This is a genomic window from Blautia sp. OF03-13 (assembly GCF_003460685.1).
GTDB classification, from domain to species: Bacteria; Bacillota; Clostridia; order Lachnospirales; family Lachnospiraceae; genus Fusicatenibacter; species Fusicatenibacter saccharivorans.
On record NZ_QTVR01000014.1, the window covers coordinates 77,213 to 100,255 of the forward strand.

At 46.2% G+C, this 23,043-nt stretch carries 16 protein-coding genes and 1 tRNA gene; 14 read left to right on the plus strand and 3 right to left on the minus strand.

The window, feature by feature from the left end:
* Nucleotide 1 precedes the first annotated feature (1 nt).
* Nucleotides 2-523 carry a phosphatase PAP2 family protein gene (locus DXA55_RS11775; protein ID WP_055221420.1) on the plus strand — a complete coding sequence of 174 codons (522 nt, stop codon included), beginning with the start codon at nucleotides 2-4 and terminating at the stop codon, nucleotides 521-523.
* Here DXA55_RS11775 and DXA55_RS11780 read toward each other — a convergent pair.
* Complete coding sequence (locus tag DXA55_RS11780; RefSeq protein ID WP_117510252.1) at nucleotides 459-2,021, minus strand: PucR family transcriptional regulator; 1,563 nt, start codon at nucleotides 2,019-2,021, stop codon at nucleotides 459-461. The two genes, DXA55_RS11775 and DXA55_RS11780, sit on opposite strands and share 65 nt — an antisense overlap.
* Nucleotides 2,022-2,356: 335 nt before the next feature.
* Here DXA55_RS11780 and DXA55_RS11785 point away from each other — a divergent pair, with 335 nt between their 5' ends.
* The 6 genes from DXA55_RS11785 (at nucleotide 2,357) to DXA55_RS11810 (ending at nucleotide 11,229) form a co-directional block, all read left to right on the plus strand.
* Nucleotides 2,357-3,304, plus strand: a complete 948-nt coding sequence (locus tag DXA55_RS11785; RefSeq protein WP_055228514.1) for a diacylglycerol/lipid kinase family protein — start codon at nucleotides 2,357-2,359, stop codon at nucleotides 3,302-3,304.
* Nucleotides 3,301-4,173, plus strand: coding sequence for a glycerophosphodiester phosphodiesterase family protein (locus tag DXA55_RS11790; protein ID WP_022463211.1), 873 nt, complete (start codon nucleotides 3,301-3,303; stop codon nucleotides 4,171-4,173). The genes DXA55_RS11785 and DXA55_RS11790 overlap by 4 nt, the downstream gene beginning before the upstream one ends.
* A gap of 72 nt (nucleotides 4,174-4,245) precedes the next feature.
* The gene (locus DXA55_RS11795; RefSeq protein WP_117814285.1) at nucleotides 4,246-4,917 is read left to right on the plus strand and encodes a phosphatase PAP2 family protein; all 672 of its coding nucleotides are present in this window, start codon (nucleotides 4,246-4,248) and stop codon (nucleotides 4,915-4,917) included.
* Nucleotides 4,918-5,343: 426 nt separating this feature from the next.
* The gene (locus DXA55_RS11800) at nucleotides 5,344-9,141 is read left to right on the plus strand and encodes a phosphoribosylformylglycinamidine synthase (RefSeq protein WP_117814286.1); all 3,798 of its coding nucleotides are present in this window, start codon (nucleotides 5,344-5,346) and stop codon (nucleotides 9,139-9,141) included.
* Between the two features lie 279 nt (nucleotides 9,142-9,420).
* Complete coding sequence (locus DXA55_RS11805) at nucleotides 9,421-9,948, plus strand: RNA polymerase sigma factor (RefSeq protein WP_158565082.1); 528 nt, start codon at nucleotides 9,421-9,423, stop codon at nucleotides 9,946-9,948.
* Nucleotides 9,949-10,227: 279 nt separating this feature from the next.
* Nucleotides 10,228-11,229: a lactonase family protein gene (locus DXA55_RS11810; protein ID WP_334294858.1), complete on the plus strand. Its 1,002-nt coding sequence runs from the start codon at nucleotides 10,228-10,230 to the stop codon at nucleotides 11,227-11,229.
* 84 nt (nucleotides 11,230-11,313) lie between these two features.
* On the opposite strand, the gene aroC is transcribed toward DXA55_RS11810, so the two are convergent.
* Nucleotides 11,314-12,420: a chorismate synthase gene (aroC, locus tag DXA55_RS11815; protein WP_055228518.1), complete on the minus strand. Its 1,107-nt coding sequence runs from the start codon at nucleotides 12,418-12,420 to the stop codon at nucleotides 11,314-11,316.
* A gap of 218 nt (nucleotides 12,421-12,638) precedes the next feature.
* On the opposite strand from aroC, the gene DXA55_RS11820 reads away from it, so the two are divergent.
* The 3 genes from DXA55_RS11820 to DXA55_RS11830 are packed head-to-tail and all read left to right on the plus strand — an operon-like array spanning nucleotide 12,639 to nucleotide 16,255.
* Nucleotides 12,639-13,502, plus strand: coding sequence for a hypothetical protein (locus DXA55_RS11820; protein WP_055228519.1), 864 nt, complete (start codon nucleotides 12,639-12,641; stop codon nucleotides 13,500-13,502).
* Between the two features lie 15 nt (nucleotides 13,503-13,517).
* On the plus strand, nucleotides 13,518-14,954 hold the full coding sequence (pyk, locus tag DXA55_RS11825) for a pyruvate kinase (RefSeq protein ID WP_022463218.1): 1,437 nt from the start codon (nucleotides 13,518-13,520) through the stop codon (nucleotides 14,952-14,954).
* A gap of 23 nt (nucleotides 14,955-14,977) precedes the next feature.
* Nucleotides 14,978-16,255 carry a diaminopimelate decarboxylase gene (locus DXA55_RS11830; protein ID WP_117814292.1) on the plus strand — a complete coding sequence of 426 codons (1,278 nt, stop codon included), beginning with the start codon at nucleotides 14,978-14,980 and terminating at the stop codon, nucleotides 16,253-16,255.
* 157 nt (nucleotides 16,256-16,412) lie between these two features.
* On the opposite strand, the gene DXA55_RS11835 is transcribed toward DXA55_RS11830, so the two are convergent.
* A tRNA-Leu gene (locus DXA55_RS11835) sits at nucleotides 16,413-16,495 on the minus strand.
* Nucleotides 16,496-16,908: 413 nt separating this feature from the next.
* Here DXA55_RS11835 and cas9 point away from each other — a divergent pair.
* From cas9 to csn2, 4 genes are all read left to right on the plus strand, one after another.
* Nucleotides 16,909-20,886, plus strand: coding sequence for a type II CRISPR RNA-guided endonuclease Cas9 (gene cas9, locus DXA55_RS11840; protein WP_117814294.1), 3,978 nt, complete (start codon nucleotides 16,909-16,911; stop codon nucleotides 20,884-20,886).
* Nucleotides 20,883-21,749, plus strand: a complete 867-nt coding sequence (gene cas1 / locus DXA55_RS11845; RefSeq protein ID WP_117814296.1) for a type II CRISPR-associated endonuclease Cas1 — start codon at nucleotides 20,883-20,885, stop codon at nucleotides 21,747-21,749. Before cas9 ends, cas1 begins: the two co-directional genes overlap by 4 nt.
* A gap of 11 nt (nucleotides 21,750-21,760) precedes the next feature.
* On the plus strand, nucleotides 21,761-21,970 hold the full coding sequence (gene cas2 / locus DXA55_RS11850; protein ID WP_242998518.1) for a CRISPR-associated endonuclease Cas2: 210 nt from the start codon (nucleotides 21,761-21,763) through the stop codon (nucleotides 21,968-21,970).
* A 91-nt stretch (nucleotides 21,971-22,061) separates the two neighbouring features.
* Nucleotides 22,062-22,736: a type II-A CRISPR-associated protein Csn2 gene (gene csn2 / locus DXA55_RS11855; RefSeq protein WP_117814298.1), complete on the plus strand. Its 675-nt coding sequence runs from the start codon at nucleotides 22,062-22,064 to the stop codon at nucleotides 22,734-22,736.
* Nucleotides 22,737-23,043 lie beyond the last annotated feature (307 nt).

Below are 23,043 nucleotides of genomic sequence, written 5' to 3' on the forward strand. Positions count from 1 at the left end.
AATGGATTTTTCAATTTTATATGCACTGCAGCATCTTCACAATGCAGTGCTCGATCGGGTGATGGTGGGAATCACTTCACTTGGAAATGCGGGATGGATCTGGATTGCGCTGACCGCCGTTTTCTTAATCCTTCCGAAATACCGGAAATGCGGTGTAAGAATGGCGATCGCGCTGATTTTAGATTTGATTTTATGTAATCTGGTGTTAAAGCCGCTGGCAGCGCGCCCGCGTCCGTGCTGGATTGACGAGCAGGTAAAGCTGCTGGTTGCCGCTCCGAAGGACTATTCCTTCCCATCGGGCCATTCGGCAGCCTCGTTTGCGGCGGCAGTCTCTATTTTTGTGATGCACAAAAAAGAAGGAGCTGCCGCACTGATTCTGGCCTGCCTGATTGCATTTTCCAGACTGTATCTGTTTGTGCATTTCCCGACCGATGTCCTAGCGGGAATTGCGGTTGGTTTTATCTGTGCTTTTCTGGCTGCGAAGATCCAGAACGGTTTTCTTCTTCATTCTCGAGGTCGATAAAACGGAACGAAAGCATCAGATACAGAATTTCATCCGGGCTGGAAAGATCAGATTCTAAAATTTCCTTGATCTTTTCCAGGCGGTAGAGCAGGGTACTGCGGTGGATAAAAAGCTCACGCGCCGTCTGGACGACATTGCAGTGGTTGTCCAGATAGCAGCGGAGCGTCCGCATATAGTCACTGCCGGAGCTGTCGTCGTGCTCCTGCAGAAAGAGAAGTCTCTCATGGCACAGCATGTAGCCTGGGAGCTTTTTTGTTGCCTGATCGAGGATGTAGTCAAACGAGATATCGTTGAACGGATGCATCCGTTTGTCGGGATATTTTCGCGTACCGAACTGCAGGGCGATTTTTGCCTGGATATACTGGCGGCGCAGATTCATGTGGCCGTTCATGCAGCGCGAAAAGCCGGCATTTAAGGAACTGTCCTCCACAAAGTGCACCATGCGTTCCATCAGATCGGTCATGGAAAAATCGGACAGCGTGAGGTTAAAGAACGCAACGATACCGCCGCCGTGTGGAAACGCGGAGCAGCCGGTCAGAATATTTTCCAGATAGGCGCAGACCGAGTTTGCCGTCAGGTTTTTCTGATCCATATCGGAGAGCTGCAGATAGAGGCAGCAGTAGGTGTGGCGGGAATGCCAGCCGAGCGCATCGAGAGCCTGGCTGACCGCAATATAGTCGGCCATCCGGTCGTCGAGGGCACGGAGCAGCACGGTGTGAAGCGACTGCGCCGGCGAGGTTTTCTGCATCACATTGTGCAGGAAGGCGTGATGGATCATTTCTGCAAGAAATTCAAGAAGAAAGCCTTCGGAATCAGAAAGATCCTTTTTCGTGTCGAGGAGCAGCAGGCGGTAGGCGCTCTGACCATGCTGCGTGATGTTGACGCAGAGGGAACCAAGTCCCGTTACGTGATCCGGAAAGCGGAACCATCCATCGAGATCGCGGACGGACGCGTATTCGCTGCTTTCTGTCAAGGAGAGCAGAAGCGGGCGCGTTGCATCGAGGGAGCCAAACACCTTCTCGGGAAAAAAGGAAGGTTCTTCGGACGCTGCGGCGATGATGGAAAAATCCATGCCGACCACCATCAGCGGGTGGGCAAAAACAGGCAGGGAGAGATTTAAAAGATGCTGGATCGATTTTCCGTCGAGACGTGCCTGCATCAGCTCCTTCTGCCATGAATCGTACGTCCAGAAAAGCTCCTGCAGGAACGAAAAAACAGCGGATACGCTGCTCTTAACGGCGATCGAAACCGGAGCCGGAAGTTCCTCCGGCAGTTCTTCGGTACAGAGAAGAAAAAGGGAACTGCTTTCTTCAGGGAGGGAGGAAAGAGAGCCGATCTGTTCTTCTGTGCAGAGAAAGACCCGGTGCGCAGTGGCTGCGGAGCCTGTCTGATAAAGAACAGGCAGCTCCAGTGTGCCGGAGAGCGGCAGGTTTTCCGGTGCAAGAACCGAAAAAGCGCTGCTTAGCTTATAAGCGAGAAATGCGGGGGAGAGCTTCATCGTATCATCCTCCCTGCGCGTGTCATATCGTAAAAATTCATAAAAACCTCCTCAGAAATGAGTGACGTTCTGCGGACGAAACCGCGGTACTTTTTATTTTAGCAGAACAAAAAGGTCTGTCAAGAAAGAAAAGACAGGGGTGCGGGAATTTTTACGGCGGCAACAAGTTAAGATTTTGTGAAGATAGTTGTGGTTTGCGGGGAAAACTGCTACAATATGGCTGATTTGGTTACTGTTCACTCAGCAGTGAAACACTTGCCGTTTCGCTGTGTAAGAATATGATTCAGGTGATTTGAAGTGGTTTTTTACAGAAGAAAAAGGAAGGTATGACTTTAATGTATCATATTATAGTAAATAAAAAATCGCGGTCGGGGCGCGGCGAGAAGCTGTGGCCGGTGATTGAGGGCGAGCTTGAGCGGCGCAGGACGGAATTTCGTGTATATCCGACAAAGTATCACGGAAGCGCACGGGAGACGGCAGCACGGCTGACCGCGAAAGGGGTATGGAATCCCGATGATGTCCTTCTGGCGATCGGCGGAGACGGTACGGCGAATGAGGCGGTCGATGGAATCACCAGCCTGTCGGATGTAAAGTTCGGTTATATTCCAACGGGAAGCGGCAACGATTTTGCGCGCGGTGCCGGAATTCCCTCCGATCCGCTGCAGGCGCTGGAAGCTGTGCTGAAAGGGGAGGAAAAGGAGATCAACATTGGAACGGCGCTTCTTGGCAGCCAAAAGCGGAGATTTCTCGTCAGCACCGGCATCGGTTTTGATGCAGGCATCTGCCACGAGGCGCTGGCATCAAAAATCAAGAATACGCTGAACCGGCTGCATCTGGGAAAACTTACGTATGTGATGATTGCACTGCGGCAGCTCTTTTATCTCGAACCGTTCACACTGGATGCAGCGCTGGAAAACGGAGAACACCGTTCGTTTGAAAATGTTCTTTTTGCAGTGGCAATGAATTTTCCGTACGAGGGCGGCGGCTTTTGCTTCTGCCCGGAGGCGGACGGGACAGATGATCTGCTCGACGTGATGGTGGTTTCCAATCTTGCCAAATGGAAAGTCAGCTATCTTCTGCCGATGGCGCTGTTTGGACGCCACACGGGATTTCCTGAGGTACATATGGAGCGGTGCAGCAGCCTTTCCTTTCAGACAGACCGCGCGGAACCGGTCCACCTGGACGGAGAATCGGGCGGACACCGCACGGAGGAAAGGATCGGACTGGAAACGGAGCGTCTCCGCCTTTTGGGCGACTGGGTGAAAGAAGGGATGGAAAGATGATGTTCTGGATCATATTTTTTGCAGTGCTTGCCGTTCTGGCAGCAGGTTATTTCTTTTCCATTCTGCCGGCTACATCGAGACGGCAGGAATGTCTGAAATTTGCGGAATGGAATTATGCGCACCGCGGTCTGTGGAACGCGGCGGAGGGAGTTCCGGAGAATTCTCTTCCGGCTTTTGCCCGCGCGGCGGAGCAGGGATATGCCATCGAGCTGGATATTCAGATCACAAAGGATGGACGGATTGTGGTGTTCCACGATGACACGATGAAGCGGATGTGTGGAAACGAGGGAAAAATCAGCGATTATACGTATGAGGAACTCCAGCAGTTCCATCTGGGCGACAGCACGGAAAAGATTCCGCTGCTTCGTGAGGTACTGCAGACGGTAGACGGCCGCGTGCCGCTTTTAATCGAAATCAAGATGCCGGGACTTTCCACGGCGGTCTGTGCGGGATTTCAGAAGGAGATGGAGGGGTACACCGGTATGTTCTGCATGGAATCCTTCAACAGCCTGGCCCTCCGCTGGTGCCGCCGCCACATGCCGCAGACGCTGCGCGGCCAGCTTTCCGGCCGTTTTTCAAAGGATGATAAGGTGCATCTGATCCTGCGGATAATGGCGCGTCATCTGATGCTGAATTTTATCGGGAAACCGGATTTTATCGCCTACGACCACCGCTACGCCGACTGCCCGGGTTTCCTGATCGACCGTATGCTGTTTCGGACACCGGCATTTGCATGGACGGTAAAAGATGAGCATGTATATAACCGGACACGGAAAAAATTCGACGCGGCGATCTTTGAACATTTCCATCCCAAGGACGGTTTTCAGAAACCGATGAATTGTTTCTTAAAAAATAATAAAGCTTATTGACTTCGGTTTTCGGTGTGCTATAATTTCAGCAGGTTGAAGAGAAAAACCTCGTCAGAAAAGTGGAGGGAAACTATGAAGACAATAAAAAAATATAAGCATTTTCTTCCGGTAGTGGTTTATGGTATTTTCTATCTGAAATGTTTTCAATATCTGGAAACGCACATTACGAAAGGATATCATCTGATTCATACTCCGTTTGATGATATGATTCCGTTCTGTGAGTTTTTTGTGATTCCTTATTTTATGTGGTTTGGATTTATTGCATGGTCTGTCCTTTATTTCGGACTCTGCAACAAGAACCGCAGAGAATATTATCAGCTGATTATCAACCTGGGAATCGGAATGACGGCGTTCCTCGTGATCTCCTATCTGTACCCGAACGGCCAGAACCTGCGCCCGACGGTATTCCCACGGGAGAACATTTTCACGGATCTGGTCAGAGGCCTTTACCTGACAGACACACCGACCAACGTATTCCCAAGTATTCACGTATATAATTCCGTAGCCGTAGCTGTTGCCGTAGAACACAGCGAGCAGCTCAAAAACCGCCCGGTATTCCGAAACGTCTGCCTGGGCCTGACGGTGCTGATTGTGTTTTCGACCATGTTTTTAAAACAGCACTCCGTATCGGATGTGTGCTGTGCGCTTGTTATGAATGCGGGAACCTGTATGCTGCTGTACCGGCCGGCAAAGGCGGGGAATGCACTGCAGACACGGGAGAAAAAAGCGAAATATAGAATGTAAAAACGGAAACGGACGGTCCGCGCACTTTCTGGTGCTGGGGGATACTGTTTCGGGGGATAAGAAATACTAAGAGCCTTGGAATTTGCTAAAAATGTTATAAAAAAGTCAAAACTCGCTGCGCTCAGACAGTTGACTTTTTTATAACAACGCAAATTTCAAGGCTCTTAGTATTTCTAAAGCCCCCTGCAAATGCATCCCCCAGCACCAGAAAGTGCGCGGGCCTGACGGTTTAGGACGGGAGAAAATGGGTGATGAGCGGGATGGTAGTGCAGGAAAAATGGAATGCGTCCGTCTATTAAGAAATAAAACTTATAAAACATATAAGATATATTAATTTCATTTATAAAGATAAATATGCTATTCTGTAAGTAACGAAAGATTGTCCCGTTTTTTGGGGACTATGATTCAGACAAATGGAGGATAAAAATGAGTACAGTCAGACGCGTTTATGTGGAGAAAAAGCCGGAATTTGCGATTAAGGCGAAAGATCTGAAGCATGAAATCAAGCACTATCTGAACATCCAGACCGTAACCAACGTACGGGAGCTGATCCGGTACGATGTAGAAAATATCAGTGATGAGACATATGAGAAAGCATGTAAAGTAGTCTTTGCAGAGCCGCCGGTTGATATCTGCTATCAGGAAGATTTCCCGCGTGCAGAAGGTGCGAGAGTATTTTCCGTAGAATTCCTTCCGGGACAGTTTGATCAGAGAGCCGATTCTGCCGTACAGTGCGTGCAGTTCTTAAAAGAAGACGAGCAGCCGATCATCCGCTCCGCCGTTACGTATGTTATCGAAGGAGAGATGACTGATGAGCAGTTTGACGCAGTCAAAGCACACTGCATCAATCCGGTAGACTCCAGAGAGACAGGACTTGAAAAACCGGAAACCCTCGTGACAAAATTTGAAGAGCCGGCAGACGTCAAAATCTTCGACGGATTCATCGACATGCCGGAGGCAGAATTAAAAGCCCTGTATGATTCCCTCGGCCTTGCCATGACCTTCAAAGACTTCCTGCATATCCAGAACTACTTCCGCGGCGAAGAAAAACGAAATCCATCCATGACCGAGATCCGAGTACTCGATACCTACTGGTCCGATCACTGCCGCCATACCACCTTCTCCACCGAGCTTACCAACGTGACCTTCGGCGAAGGCGACTACTACGAGCCGATGAAAAAAAGCTACGACCGCTACTTAAGCGACCGTGAGGTACTCTACAAAGGCCGTGATGACAAATTCATCTGCCTTATGGACCTTGCCCTTCTGGCAATGAAAAAACTGAAATCCGAAGGAAAACTCGCAGATCAGGAAGAGTCTGATGAAATCAACGCATGCTCCATCGTCGTACCGGTAGATGTAGACGGAAAAGACGAAGAGTGGCTGATCAACTTCAAAAACGAGACCCACAACCACCCGACCGAGATCGAGCCGTTCGGTGGTGCAGCAACCTGCCTTGGCGGTGCAATCCGTGACCCGCTTTCCGGCAGAACCTATGTATATCAGGCAATGCGTGTGACCGGAGCCGCAGATCCGACCCGTCCGCAGAGCGAGACACTCGAAGGAAAACTTCCGCAGAAAAAACTCGTAAGAGAAGCAGCACACGGCTACAGCTCCTATGGAAACCAGATCGGTCTTGCAACCGGCTATGTCAAAGAAGTTTACCATCCGGACTACGTGGCAAAACGTATGGAGATCGGAGCTGTCCTTGGAGCAGCACCGCGCCGTGCCGTTGTCCGTGAAAATTCCGATCCGGGCGATATCATCATCCTGCTCGGCGGCCGTACTGGAAGAGACGGCTGCGGCGGTGCAACCGGTTCCTCCAAAGTACATACGACAGAATCCATCGAGACCTGCGGTGCAGAGGTACAGAAAGGAAACGCACCGACTGAGCGTAAACTGCAGAGACTGTTCCGCCGCGAGGAAGTCAGCCTTCTGATTAAAAAATGCAACGACTTCGGTGCAGGCGGAGTTTCCGTTGCCATCGGTGAGCTGGCACCGGGCCTTAAGATCAATCTGGACAAAGTACCGAAAAAATATGCCGGCCTCGACGGAACCGAGATCGCCATCTCCGAGTCCCAGGAGCGTATGGCCGTTGTCATCGACCCGAAAGACCGTGAGCAGTTCCTGAAATATGCCGCAGAAGAGAACCTGGAGGCAACCGAAGTTGCAGTCGTAACCGAGGACCCGCGTCTGGTACTCTCCTGGAGAGGAAAAGAGATCGTCAATATTTCCCGTGCATTCCTGGACACCAACGGAGCACATCAGGAGAATGATGTCTTCGTAGAGATTCCAAAAGCAGAGGACACCCCGTTAAAAAGAAGCGGTGACATTGCCGACGTGAAAGAAAAATGGCTGTCCACCCTGTCAGACCTCAACGCATGCTCCCAGAAAGGTCTTGTCGAGATGTTTGACTCCTCCATCGGAGCAGCCAGCGTGCTGATGCCGTACGGTGGAAAATATCAGCTGACTGAAACTCAGGCCATGGTTGCAAAAGTGCCGGTTCCGGATGGAAAAACCAACACCGTTACCATGATGAGCTACGGCTTTGATCCATACGTATCGAGCTGGAGCCCGTATCACGGAGCAGTCTATGCCGTAACCGAGTCCCTGTCCCGCATCGTGGCAGTCGGCGGCGATTACAGCAAAGTCCGCTTCACCTTCCAGGAATATTTCCGCAGAATGACGGAGGATCCGCACCGCTGGAGCCAGCCGTTCGCAGCGCTTCTTGGTGCATACGACGCACAGATGGGCTACGGCCTGCCGTCTATCGGAGGAAAAGACAGTATGTCCGGTACCTTCAACCATATCGATGTACCGCCGACACTCGTATCCTTCGCGGTTGACGTTGCAAAATTAAAAGATGTAGTATCTCCGGAGCTGAAAAACACAGGAGACAAACTCGTGTGGATCCACCTTCCAGTCGACGCACATCTGCTTCCAGAGTACGAAGGCGTCATGGAAACCTACAGAAAACTGCATGAGGATATGCAGAACGGCCGTGTGAAAGCCGCTTATGTCGTAGACCGTCAGGGTATCGCAGCAGCCGTATCCAAGATGGCATTCGGTAATGCTCTCGGCGTAACCATCGAGCACAATGTAGACGAGAGAGATCTCTTTACTCCATATATTGCAGATCTGATCTGCGAAGTTCCGGCTGAAAAAGTCGGAGAGCTGGCAAGCACCTACACCGTCATCGGTGAAGTGACAGACAAACCGGTTCTTTCCTATAAAGACACCGAAATCACCATCCGCGAGGCTGTTTCCGCATGGAACAAACCGCTGGAAAAAGTATTCAAGACCGTATCCGGTGCAGAGCTTCCGGAGGTAGATGCCCTGAATGTGGCAGCAGCAGACGAAAACGGAATTGTTGCAGACAGCTGCTATCAGGCAAAGAGCATCCACGTATGCTCCCACAAGCTGGCACAGCCGACCGTATTCATTCCGGTCTTCCCGGGAACGAACTGTGAGTATGACAGCACCAGAGCTTTCGAGCGTGCCGGTGCAAAAGTTATCACTCAGGTATTCAGCAACCTTTCCGCAGAAGACATCTGCGGTTCTGTCGATGCCTTTGAAAAAGCCATCAACCAGGCGCAGATCATCATGTTCCCTGGCGGATTCTCCGCAGGTGATGAGCCGGATGGATCAGCAAAATTCTTTGCAACCGCATTCCAGAATGCGAAGATCAAAGAAGCTGTTACCAAACTGCTGAATGAGAGAGACGGACTTGCCCTTGGTATCTGCAACGGATTTCAGGCACTGATCAAACTGGGACTCGTTCCGTACGGTGAGATTCTCGGACAGACGGAGGATTCCCCGACTCTGACCTTCAACACCATCGGACGCCATATTTCCAAGATGGTTTACACGAAGGTTGTGACCAACAAATCCCCATGGCTGGCAGGCGCCGAGCTTGGCGGTGTTTACACCAATCCGGCATCCCACGGAGAGGGACGTTTCGTAGCATCGAAAGAGTGGATCGACAAGCTGATGGCAAACGGCCAGATTGCAACCCGCTACTGCGATGTCAACGGAAACCTGACCAACAACGAGTACTGGAATGTCAACGGTTCCTACTGCGGAATCGAGGGTATCACCAGCCCGGACGGCCGTGTCTTTGGTAAGATGGCACACGCAGAGCGCCGCGACAACGGCGTAGCAGTCAACATCTACGGAGAGCAGGATCTGAAGATCTTTGAGTCCGGTGTTGCTTACTTTAAATAAAATAAAACCAAAATAGAAGATTCCCGCAGAGAGGAAGAAAGCTCCTTTCTGCGGGAATTTTTTTGTCAGAAACAGTAATTTCTGATTTCGAAAGAAAAAATTTGATTATGCGCCGCGGTGCAGTTATAACGCAATATTTTGCTTTATTAACAAAAGTAATAAGGTCAAATAGTAGAAATATTCTGAAAAAACGAAAGATTTCGATAGTCTCAACACATTACATATATGACGGGCCCGGAAGAGAAGGACAGCGAAATAACAGGAGGGAGAAAGAAGTGTATGAGACAAGAGGAGGAACGATTTTTTCAGATCATATTCGAGGAAAACAGTCATGTGCTGTTCCGTTATATCTGCGGTCAGTTGAACAATGACCGGGAGACGGCGAAGGATGTGCTGAACGATGTATGGGAGGTATTGGTGGTAAAATTTGAAACCGTTGCCGATCTCGAAGGAGAAGAGATGACGAAATGGCTGTTCTGTGTGGCAAAAAACAAGATCAAGAATCAGCGCAGAAAACATTATTATCAGAATGAAGTTTCCTATACACAGTATCAGAAAGAGAACAGAAATGAAGGGGAGGCGGCCGCGACAGCCGAGATTGAGGAACGAATGGTGATGCAGAACTGCATCCAGAACCTGAATCCGATGGATCAGCGCATTTTCTGGGGGAGAGCATATGGATTCAGCTACAAAGAGCTCAGCGGATTCTGCAAGAAAAGCGAACAGGCGCTGCAGTGCCAGTACAGCCGCGCAATCAAGAAACTGCAGGGAATGATGAGTCAGGAAATCAGTCTGACGAGAGCGTAGAAAATGGAAATGGTATGCAGCGGAAACCTCAACTCTTACAATCTAAAAACAATAGAAATATCTAAAAAATTCTCTGCAGGAGAATATCCTGTGTCTAAAAATAAAGTGTTACCGTTTACATATCAAAAATCCGTTTTCCTCGTTGTCGTGGCGCGGAAATTGTGTTAAAATATTTTTAGAAAATTCACACGATGTGCGAGAAGGCAGAAAGGATGAAAACAACATGAAGGATGAGTACGTAGCTATGTAGGCACTTATACCCATGGAAGCAGCATTGGTATTCATTTATATGATGTAAATGTAGAAGAAGGCACTCTGACAGAGCGAAAAGTCATACCGGTCAACAACTCTTCCCACATTGCCCGTTCCTTAAACGGCAAATACCTGTATTCGATTGCAGATGAAGGCGTTGCAGTGTTTGCAGTGGAGGATGACGGAGACCTGACCCCGATCAACAAAGTAGACATCGACGGCATGCGCGGCTGCTATTTGTCGGTGGACAAAACCGGAAGATACCTGTTCGTGGCAGGCTATCATGACGGAAAAGTAACCGTTGTACATACCCATAAGGACGGCCGCCTCGGAAGTCTGATGGACGGCGTGTTCCACAAGGGCCTTGGCAGTGTGGCAGAGCGTAACTTCCGCCCGCATGTCAGCTGTGTCGTTCCTACACCGGACAACAAATATGTCTGCGCAGTCGACAACGGCATTGACCAGATCAAAATGTACAAGCTGAACACACAGCGTGACCGCCTGAAACTGGTGGATATCCTGCGCTGTGAGCGTGAATCCGGCCCGAGAGAGATCGTTTTCAGTGAATCCGGAAAATACGCGTATGTCATTTACGAGCTGATGAACAAAGTCGATGTATTCAGCTACCGTGATACGGGAAACGGACCGGAATTTGAAAAACTGCAGTCGATCAGCACCACATCCGCGAACGTGGACCAGGCGCACGACGCTGCATCCGGCATGTGCCTTTCCCCGGATCACCACTACCTGTTTACTTCTACAGCCGGAGACAATACCGTAGCAATGTTCCATATCGACCCGGAGACCGGCTGCCTGGAGAAGAAGTTTGCACTTCCGATCAGCGGCGAATATCCAAAGGATATTGCAATGTTCCCGGACGGAAAACATATCGCAGTGGCAAACCATGAGTCCAACACGATCACAACATTTACCGTTGATTATGAGAAAAACGTGCTGGTTCAGAAAGGCCGCCCGATGAAAGTGGAGACGCCGAACTGTATTCTGATTACGAAAAAAGGCGTTCACTAAAAAAATAACGCAAAAATGCCTGCAGGAAGAACTGTATCCCGCAGGCATTTTTTGTGTTGAAGCCAGAAAGAAGCAGTCCGGCCTTTATTTCTCGTCCGGAGCCCAGACTTTCTTTACATTGTCCAGTTTGGCGCTCATGCCGACGAGCAGTGCGTCCGCCAGGACAAGAGCGGTCATGCATTCCACGACAACAACGGCGCGTGCAACGACGATCGGGTCGTGGCGGCCTTTGATTTCGATGGCAATGTTTTCACCATCTTTGTTGATGGTCTGCTGGGAAGCAGCAACGGACGGGGTCGGTTTGAAACCAGCCCGGACAACGATATCGCTTCCATCGCTGATACCGCCTAAAATACCGCCGGCGTGGTTGGTCAGCTTGACAATGGAGCCGTCCGCATTTACATGGAAGGCATCGTTATTGGTAAGCCCGGTAGCTGTGCAGACCGAGAAACCGTCTCCGATTTCCACGCCTTTTACGGCGCCGATGGAGACGAGTGCTTTTGCAAGGTTGGCATCGAGCTTTTCAAACACCGGATCGCCGACACCGGCCGGCATATGGTGAACGACACATTCGACCACACCGCCGACGGAATTTTTTTCCGCCATGGCTTTTGTTAAAAGCTCGGAAGCCTTTTCGGCAGCCTCTGCATCCGGCATATTCAGGGCGTTATTCGCGATTTCAACGGCATCAAAAGACTGGATTTCCACGTCACCGATGGAGCGGGTGTAGGCGGAAACGGTGATGCCAAGCTCAGAGAGCATTTTTAAGGCAATGGCACCTGCAGCCACGCGTGCGATCGTCTCGCGTCCTGAGGAGCGTCCGCCGCCGCGGTAGTCGCGGAAACCGTATTTTGCATCAAACGTATAGTCGGCGTGGCCCGGTCTGTAATAGGAAGCAATGTCGCTGTAATCTTTGGAATGCTGATCCTCATTCCATACCACCATGGAAATCGGGGTACCGGTCGTTTTTCCTTCGAAAGTGCCGGATAAAATCTGAACGGTATCGGATTCTTTCCGTTTTGTGGTAAAGCGGTTCTGTCCCGGCTTCCTGCGGTCGAGGTAAACCTGAATATCCTCCTCGGAAAGCGAAAGGCCGGCCGGCACTCCGTCCACAACAACGCCCACGCCTTTTCCATGAGACTCTCCCCAGGTGGTCAGTCTGAAGATGGTACCAAATGATGATCCTGCCATATATAAAGTCCTCCTGAATTTTTTCGTATATTTATAAAATAACTGGAAAAGATTTCTAATAAATTATACCGGAAAGTAAAACATTCGTAAAGCTCTTTTTCAGAGACGAAATTCACCGTTATACCGTTTGACAAACGAAAAGGCAGCACGTATAATGAGAATGTATTTTCGGGCAGTGAAAGCCGGTAAAATAAAACAAACAAAAAGGAAGAGTGTGCATGAATTTTTTAGACAAAATGGAGCGAAAATATGGGAGATACGCGTTAAGCCATCTGACGATGTACATTATCGTAACGTACATTGCGGGCTATATCATTGCGCTTGCGGCCCCCATTATGAGACAGTATCTGACACTGGAACCATATTATATTCTGCACGGACAGATCTGGCGTCTGGTGAGCTGGATTCTGATTCCGCCGAGCAGCCTTGATATCTTTACGATCATCATGCTGTTTTTCTATTACTCAATCGGAACAAGCCTTGAGAGAGCCTGGGGAGATTTCAAGTATAATGTTTACATCTTTTCCGGCATTCTGATGACCATTATCGGTTCCTTCCTGCTGTATGGAATCTTATATGCAGTCAACGGATATCCGTCGCTGATGGGAACGGCATTCAGCACTTACTACATCAGCCTCTCGATTTTCCTCGGCTTTGCGATCAGCTTCCCGGATATGCAGGTACTGCTGTATTTCATTATTCCGATCAAAATCAAATGGCTGGCATACCTTGACGTAGCGCTTCTCGCCTACAGCATGATTACCAGCATCATGAGCGGAAACTGGGCAGGATGTGTTGTTATTCTTTGTTCCCTTGCAAACGTCCTTGTGTTCTTCCTGATGACAAGAAAAGGAAAACGCGGCTCTTTCCAGCAGAACAGACGCCGGAAGGAATTCAAAAAGGCCGTTTCAAGAGGCGAAGCCGAATACCGCAATCCGAACGGGATCACAAAACACAAATGTGCGATCTGCGGTCGGACCGAAAAAGATGATCCGAATCTGGAGTTCCGTTTCTGCTCCAGATGCAACGGAAATTATGAATACTGTCAGGATCACCTGTTTACGCATGAACATGTAAAATAAAGAAGGAGAGAAAGTATGAGAAGAACGAAAATTGTCTGCACCATGGGACCAAATACCAACTCCCGTGACCTGATGAAAAAACTGATTGAAACCGGAATGGATGTTGCTCGTTTTAATTTTTCTCATGGAGACCACGATGAGCAGAAAATGCGTATGGATATGTTGAAAGAGCTTCGAAAAGAGCTGAAAACTCCTGTGGCAATCCTTCTGGACACTAAAGGACCGGAAATCCGTACCGGCGTTTTGAAAGATGGCAAAAAAGTAAATCTGGTAACCGGACAGACCTTTACCCTGACAACCGTTCAGGAGACCGGAGATGAAAATCACTGTTCTGTCAGCTACACCGGCCTTACGGAAGATATCAAAGAGGGAGATACGATTTTGATCGATGATGGTCTGATCGGTCTGCGCGTAGAAAAAGTAAATGCACCGGAAATTGTCTGTACCGTAGTAAACGGCGGCGAGCTCGGAGAAAAAAAGGGCGTGAATGTACCGAACGTTTCGATCAATCTTCCGAACCTGACGGAGAAAGACAAAGGAGATCTTCTTTTTGGTATTGAACAGGATATTGATTTTGTTGCAGCTTCCTTTATCCGGAATGCAGAGGCAATTAACGAAATCCGTGAGTTCCTTGTGGCAAACGGAGGAGAGCATATTGATATCATTGCCAAGATCGAAAATGCGGAGGGTGTGCAGAACATCGACAGCATCATCGATGCGGCAGATGGTGTGATGGTTGCAAGGGGAGACCTTGGTGTAGAGATTCCGGCGTGCCAGGTACCGCATGTACAGAAAATCATCATTGAAAAATGCAATCATAAATACAAACCGGTTATCACAGCAACCCAGATGCTGGATTCCATGATCCGGAACCCGCGTCCGACCCGTGCAGAGGTAGCCGATGTTGCGAATGCAATTTATGATGGAACGGATGCGATCATGCTCTCCGGCGAAACAGCAGCCGGAAAATATCCGATCGAGGCAGTTACCATGATGGGAGAGATTGCCGAGCAGACGGAGCGTTATCTGAAATTCGAAGATTACCGCGATGGAAAAGCGCTGGAAGGAAAGCTGAATGTTTCCGCAGCAGTCGGAAGTGCAGCCGTTTCTATGGTAGAACACATCAAAGCAGCCTGCATTGTGACCCCGACGATGTCCGGTCAGACCGCAAGACTGATTTCCAATCTTCGTCCGAGCGTACCGATTTACGGCGTTACCCCATATGAATGGGCAAGAAGAAAAATGCAGCTCTACTGGGGCGTTCGTCCGGTGACCGGATACGAGGAAGATTCTACGGAGAACATCATTTCGCATGCCATGTATATGGTGCGCCGTGAGGAGCTTGTAGAACGCGGTGATATGGTTATTTTTACGGCCGGAGACCCTGCTACCAACGAGGTGACGGGTGAAGGATATATGACAAACATGCTTCACATTATTCAGGCAAAATAAGCAGAAGAAGGAGACAAAAGAGAATGACGAAGAAGCCTTTTGTAACAAAAGAAAAACTGGAAGAAATCGCAGCAGCAGTACCAACTCCGTTTCACATTTACGATGAAAAAGGAATTCGTGAGAATGCGAAAGCGGTAAAGGAAGCTTTTTCCTGGAATCCGGGATTTCGTGAGTATTTTGCTGTGAAAGCGAACCCAAACCCGACACTGATCAAAATGCTGGGTGAATATGACTGCGGATGCGACTGCTCTTCTTACACGGAGCTGATGCTTTCCGATGCGATGGGATTTGAGAAAGATAAAATCATGTTTTCATCCAACGTAACACCGGCTGCAGAGTATCAACTGGCTGCAGAGCTTGGTGCGATCATTAACCTTGATGATATTACACATATTGATTTTCTTGAGAAAACATTAGGCTACATTCCGAAGAAAATCTGCTGCCGTTATAACCCGGGCGGACTGTTTAAAATCAGCACCGACATCATGGATAATCCGGGAGATGCCAAATACGGTATGACAACCGAGCAGATTTTTGAGGCATTCCGCATTCTGAAGGCAAAAGGGGCAGAAGAGTTCGGCATCCATTCCTTCCTTGCAAGTAATACCGTAACCAATGATTACTACCCGGTTCTGGCAAAAACACTGTTTGAGCTGGCTGTAAAGCTGCAGGAAGAGACGGGCGTGAAGATTAAATTCATCAATCTTTCCGGCGGCGTCGGAATTCCGTACAAACCGGATCAGGAAGGCAATGACATCCGCGTGATTGGCGAGGGTGTACATAAAGTGTACGATGAAGTTCTTGTTCCGGCCGGCATGGGCGATGTTGCAATTTACACGGAAATGGGCCGTTTTATGATGGGACCGTACGGCGGACTCGTTACCCGCGCCATCCATCAGAAACACATCTACAAAGAGTACATCGGCTGCGACGCCTGCGCGGTCAACCTGATGAGACCGGCTATGTACGGCGCTTACCACCACATCACCGTGATGGGAAAAGAAGATCAGCCGTGCGATCACAAATATGACGTAACGGGTTCCTTATGCGAAAACAATGATAAATTCGCTATCGACAGAATGCTGCCGGAAGTAGAGGTCGGAGATCTTCTCTTTATCCACGATACCGGCGCACATGGATTTTCCATGGGATACAACTACAACGGAAAATTAAAATCTGCAGAGGTTCTGTTAAAAGAGGACGGCAGCTTTGAAGTCATCCGCCGCGCAGAAACCCCGAAAGACTACTTCGCTACACTGGATGGAACACCGGAGTATGAGAAGATGTTTGGAAATAAATAAGAGATAACAACAGTAAAACCCCTTTCAAAAAGAACCATGCGGCAGATGGCCGGTTCTTCGAAAGGGGTTTTCTTTCTTTCAAAAGCTGTTTTTTTGAAGGGAAGACAATAAAAAAAGATCTGCATCAACGTTCGTTTTTGCAGATCTTTTTTAGCTATGCCGCTGGCCGGACTCGAACCGGCACGGTTATTCACCGCTTGATTTTGAGTCAAGTGCGTCTGCCAATTCCGCCACAGCGGCAGTGTTCGTAATCAGAACAAAATATATTTTACCATAAAAACAAGAAGGACGCAAGAGAAAAAAATGGAATAATTATCATAAAAACTTTCTAAAAAAGATTGACGAAAGGAAAAAATAGAAGTATAGTGTAGTTAGTTTAGTACCATACTAAATTTTACATCATAAGTTCAAATAACGATTTATCGAAAACGCCATCGTTAGATGGTCCACAGTGTGTGGAACGAAAACTGTTGTCTTCATAGACAGCAGTTTTTTTGTTGTCTAAAATTAGAAATGAAACATGGTTATGATTCAGTACTGTGAGAACAGCAAGAACCAGGAAGTAGAATTGTTGAAAATAGGAAAGAAAAGATGTAAAAAATCAAAATATATGGTAAAATTAGATAAAATGTAGAAAATGGAGGAAAGAATAGATGAAAGGGGAATATTATCTCGGACTTGATATGGGAAGCAGTTCGGTTGGATGGGCTGTGACAAATGAGAAGTACGAAATTTTGCGCGCACATGGAAAAACACTTTGGGGTGTACGGCTATTTGACAGTGCACAGACTGCAGAAGAGAGAAGAGGGTTTCGGACAGAAAAACGAAGATTGGATCGTCGTAATTGGAGAATAGAATTGCTGCAGAAAATTTTTGCGGAAGAAGTAGAAAAGATAGATGATGGATTTTTTCGCAGAATGAAAGAGAGTCGTTACTGGCCAGAGGATAAGCGTGACAGGCGGGGAAAGTGTCCAGAACTTCCCTATGCATTGTTTGCGGATGATGATTACACAGACAAAGAATATCATAAACAGTTTCCAACCATCTATCATCTGAGAAAATGGTTAATGGAAACTGACGAAACGCCTGATATTCGCCTGATATATCTTGCTCTGCATCATATGATGAAACACAGAGGCCATTTTCTATTAAACGGAAATATCGAACAGGTAAGAGAATTTCAGACAACATTTGAACAGTTCCTTGAAGCAGTGAGGGCAGAAGAACTTGGCTTTTCTTCCGAGATTGGAGTGGAAAGAAGCAAGGAAATAGAGGCAATTTTAAAAGACCGAACATTGACCAAATCTGCGAAAAAGACAAAAGCAGTAAAAGCAATGCGGGCAGAAACATCCTGTGAAAAAGAGTGGCTGGGATTGATTACCGGTGGAACAGCAAAACTGGGAAATCTGTTTGGGGAAAAACAGATGGATACACTGGAACGGCCAAAACTTTGCTTCGCAGATGCAGGTTATGAAGAATACGCTGGAGAGATCGAAGCAGAGCTGGGAGAAAAATATGTATTAATTGAACACGCAAAAGCAGTGTACGATTGGGCTGTTCTGGCTGATATTTTGCAGAACTATTCTTCTCTTTCAGAGGCAAAAGTGGCACTTTATGAAAAGCATAAAAAAGATCTGAAAGATCTGAAAAAGCTGGTCAGAGAGAATCTTTCAAGGGAAGAATATCAGAGACTGTTTGCAAAAAAGGGTGAAAAAGCTAATTATTATGCGTATATCAAGGCACCAAAACAATGTAGTCAGGAAGACTTTTACGGTTATCTGAAAAAGAATATTCTGGGCAAGATATCAGATGTGACGAAAGCATCCTGCATGCAGAAGGAAATGGAAATGGGAACGTTTCTTCCGAAACAGACTGTAAAAGACAACAGTGTCATTCCATATCAGATTCATTTATATGAATTAAATGCAATCCTGAAAAATCTGGAAGATAAAGTTCCGCTACTGAAAGAGAATGGAGAGAAGATTCAAAAGATTTTCACATTCCGCATTCCGTACTACGTAGGACCCTTAAACGGAATTCGAAAAAAAGGGGAGAAGAGTAACTGGGCGGTACGAAAAGAAGGCAAAATATATCCATGGAACTTCGATGAGATGGTAGATTTGGAAGCAAGTGCAGAGCAGTTTATTCGAAGAATGACGAATAAATGTACTTATCTGCCAAGTGAAGATGTTTTACCAAAGTATTCTCTGCTGTACAGCAAATACGAAGTTTTAAATGAATTAAATAATCTGCGTTTGGATGGAGAAAAGATATCTGTAGAGCAGAAACAGAAAATATATGAAGAAGTATTCCAGAAAAGCAGAAAAGTTACACAGAAAAAACTGAAAAACTATTTAGTGAAAGAAGGAATTACCGGAAAAGAAGTTGAAATTACCGGAATTGATGGTGATTTCAAGAGTTCTCTTACGGCATACCATGACTTTAAAGAGAAATTAACAAATTTGTCACTGAACCAGGCGGAAAAAGAATGCATCATCCTGAACGTAACGCTGTTTGGAGATGATAAAGCGATACTGAAACAGAGATTAAAGAAACTGTTTCCGGAGTTGACAGAAAAACAAAGAGACAGCATAAGTAAACTGCCGTATCGTGGTTGGGGAAGACTCTCAAAAGTGTTTTTGGAAGAGACGGAAGCACCGGCACCGGAAACGGGAGAGGCATGGTCTATTATTCGGGCTTTGTGGGAGACGAATGACAATCTGATGCAACTGCTTAGCGAAAAATATTTGTTTGCATCGGCAATCGAAGAAAAGAATGGAAACGAACAGAAAAAACGGGATATTTCGTATGAATTAGTCGAGGAACTTTACGTATCACCGGCAGTGAAGCGGCAGATTTGGCAGAGCCTTTTGATTGTAAAGGAAATCTGTAAAGTGATGGGAAACCCACCGAAACGTGTTTTTATAGAAATGGCAAGAGAGAAAACCGATCAGGGAAGAACCACTTCAAGAAAAAAGAAACTGCTGGAACTCTATAAAAAATGTAAAGCGGAAGAAAAAGACTGGATAGATGAGATTGAAAAGCGTTCCGATGCGGAAATGAGAAGAGACAAGCTGTATTTGTATTATACGCAAAAAGGAAAATGCATGTATTCCGGTGAAACAATTGAACTGGAGGAATTGTGGGATAATCAGAAGTATGACATTGATCATATTTTTCCACAGTCCAAAGTGATGGATGATAGCCTGGATAACCGGGTACTTGTAAAGAAAAAGTGTAATCAGATGAAAGAGGATAAATATCCGATCGATGAAACAGTTCGGAAAAAAATGCAGCCATTCTGGAAATCTTTAGTGGATGCCGGATTGATCAGTGAAGAAAAATATAAACGGCTGATAAGAGGAAATGGATTTGAACCGTCTGAATTGGCTGGATTTATTTCCAGGCAGCTGGTGGAAACTCGTCAGAGTACAAAAGCGGTAGCAAGTATTCTGCAGCAGGTGATCCCGGATACACAGATTGTTTATGTGAAAGCGCCAACCGTTTCAAAGTTCCGTAAGGATTTTAAATTTCTGAAGGTACGGGAGATGAATGATTATCATCATGCGAAGGATGCTTATTTGAATATTGTCGTTGGCAACGCATATTTTGTAAAATTCACATCAAATCCGATTCTCTTCATTAAGGAAAATCCGGGAAGAAGTTATAACCTGAAGAAGATGTTTGAACAGGAAAGAATTGAACGAAACGGAGAAATTGCCTGGGAAGGCGGGAACGGAACCATTGTGACAGTCCGAAAGTTTATGGAAAAGAACAACATTCTTGTGACGCGAAGATCGTATGAGGCAACAGGTGCATTGTTTGACCAGCAGATTGTCAAAAAAGGAAAAGGTCAGGTTCCGATCAAGAGCAGTGATGAACGGCTTTGTGATATACAGAAGTATGGAGGATATAACAAAGAGGCGGGAGCTTACTTTGTACTGGCAGAATCGGAGGGCAAAAAGGGAAAGAAAATACGAACAATCGAGTATGTGCCGATTCGTCTGAAAAAGGAAATTCAGAAGTCAGAAGAAAATATAATTCGGTATCTGGAAGAGGAAAGACAGTTAAAGAATCCGCGAGTGCTGGTGCCGGAAATCAAAATAGATACTCTGTTGTGTGTGGACGGATTTTATATGTGGGTTTCCGGAAGATCAGGAGATCAGCTATTGATGCAAGGTGCAAATCAGCTGGTACTTTCTCAGGAAGAAACGGAAATACTGAAAAAAATAGTACAGTACGTGGAACGTAAAAAACAGAATAAAGAACTGAAAATTTACGATTCCGACCATTTAGAAGAAAAGAAGGTGATGATGCTGTATGAAACCTTTTTGAATAAATTAATAAATACGGTATATGCAAAAAAACTTGGAGCACAGGCAAAGACATTAACGGAAAAAAGAGAAAAATTTAAAGAATTATGCATGGAAGAAAAGTGTATCGTTTTGTATGAAATTTTACATTTTTTCCAGTGCCAGAGTGTTACCGCTGATTTGAAATTAATTGGAGGATCTGGAAGAGCAGGAGTTTTGTGTCTCAACAAAAATATAACCGATTGCAATCGAATCGAAATGATTCATCAATCGCCAACAGGTATTTACGAGCAGGCAGTAGACCTGAATGCATTATGAGCTGGCGGATTGTGGTTATTTCCAAACGGGCAAAGCTGGACTATCAGCTTGGTTATCTTGTGGTGCGAAATGAGGAAGTAACAAAAATACATTTAAGTGAAATATCAACCATTCTGATTGAGTCAACAGCAGCAACAGTCACAACAAGTCTGCTGGCAGAGCTGACAAAAAAGAAAATAAAAGTGATTTTTTGCGATGAAAAGAGAAATCCATCGTCGGAACTGGTTGGGTATTACGGAAGTCATGATACCAGCAATAAGGTCAGAAAGCAGATTCAGTGGAGCCGGCACAGTAAAGAAGCGATCTGGACAGAGATTGTGACGGAAAAAATACGAAAACAGAAGGAACTGTTAAAAAATCTGGGAAAGGAAGAAGCGGGTCTGTTAGAAGCATATTTACAGGAGATTGGCTGGAACGATGAGACAAACCGGGAAGGGCATGCGGCAAAGGTATATTTTAATGCGTTGTTCGGTATGACATTTACCAGAACTGCGGATTGTCCGGAAAATGCAGCGCTGAATTACGGATATAGCATTTTGTTGTCTGCGTTTGCGAGAGAAATTGTAGCGAGCGGTTATATTACACAGCTCGGACTCTTTCATGATAATATGTTTAATCAGTTTAATCTGGCGTCCGATTTGATGGAACCGTTCCGTGTCCTGATTGACCGGGAAGTAATCCAAATGCAGAGGAAAGAATTTACGCATGAGGAAAAAATACAGTTGGTCAATGTATTAAACAACGAAGTCATGATAGACGGGAAAACACAGTATGTGAATAATGCCATAAAAATTTACTGTAAAAGTGTATTTGATGCCTTAAATGAGAATGACAGTGCATTGATCCGGTTTTACGGCCTATGAGTTATCGTTTTATGAGAGTATTGGTACTGTTTGATCTTCCAGTGCTGACGGGCGATCAGAGAAGAGAATATGCGAGATTTCGAAAGTTTTTATTGAAAAGCGGATTCCTGATGCTCCAGGAATCCGTATACTGTAAGCTTGCGTTAAATACAACTGCAGTGAATGGAATCGTGGATCAGATTCATAAAAATAAGCCGGAAGAAGGCTGGTACAGCTTTTAACGGTGACTGAGAAGCAGTATGCGAAAATGGATCTGATTGTTGGGAACGTAAAGAGTGAAGTGTTGAATACGGATGAAAGGCTGGTGATTTTATGAAACTGGTACATGTGGACTTGGAAAAACCTATTGCGATTCATCGGAACTGTCCCACAGAATGGATTATAGAATCACCGGAGCTGTTTTTAAAATATGTGGAGCAGCTGCAAAAACAAAATCAGGGAGAGGAGGGAAATTTCGTACTTTCTAAAGCTGACACAGAGCTGAATATGAAAAGAGATGTGGAATTGGTATTAACGCCCTTTTCTCTTGATTTTGCGGATCACAGAATACAAAAACGGTTATTTACAGAGCTGGTCAAAAGTGCGCAAAATGAAGAAATGTTTCTGGAAACACAGAGAATTATTGCGGAACTGAAGAAATACATCTATCAATTGGAAGCTGCCAGTGGGTACGAATTGGAACAAAATGAGGAAATCGATTTGAGCGCACTCCTAAAATTGATGGGAGTTCAGACAGAAACCGAAAAAGAGATGGGGCTTCTGGAAAAATTAACGCAATATATCAAAGTTATGGCCGAACTTCTCCAAAAAGAACTGGTGATTCTGATAAATATTCGGTCCTATCTGAACGAAACACAAATAAACAAATTCTCCCAAATGGCATGCTACTATGAAATATCCTTGCTTTTCATAGAAAATATACAAAGGGACTTTTCGAATCAGAGAGAATATTATATAATTGACAAAGATGGATGTGATGTCTATTAATATCCATCGGATGTTTGAGTACCTGTTTTGTGCAGATGAAAGCAGTTCATTTTTAAATTTGAGGTTTGAGAATGATGTAAAAATGTATGGTACTCAAACCTGGTCTGATCTTTCCCACGGCGGAAGTATGTTTGAGAATGATGTAAAAATGTATGGTACTCAAACAAGGCCGAAGACGTCGAAAAAGTAATGACTGTTTGAGAATGATGTAAAAATGTATGGTACTCAAACGATCAAGGCGGACGGATACGCCACGGACTCGTTTGAGAATGATGTAAAAATGTATGGTACTCAAACGGCAAGTACT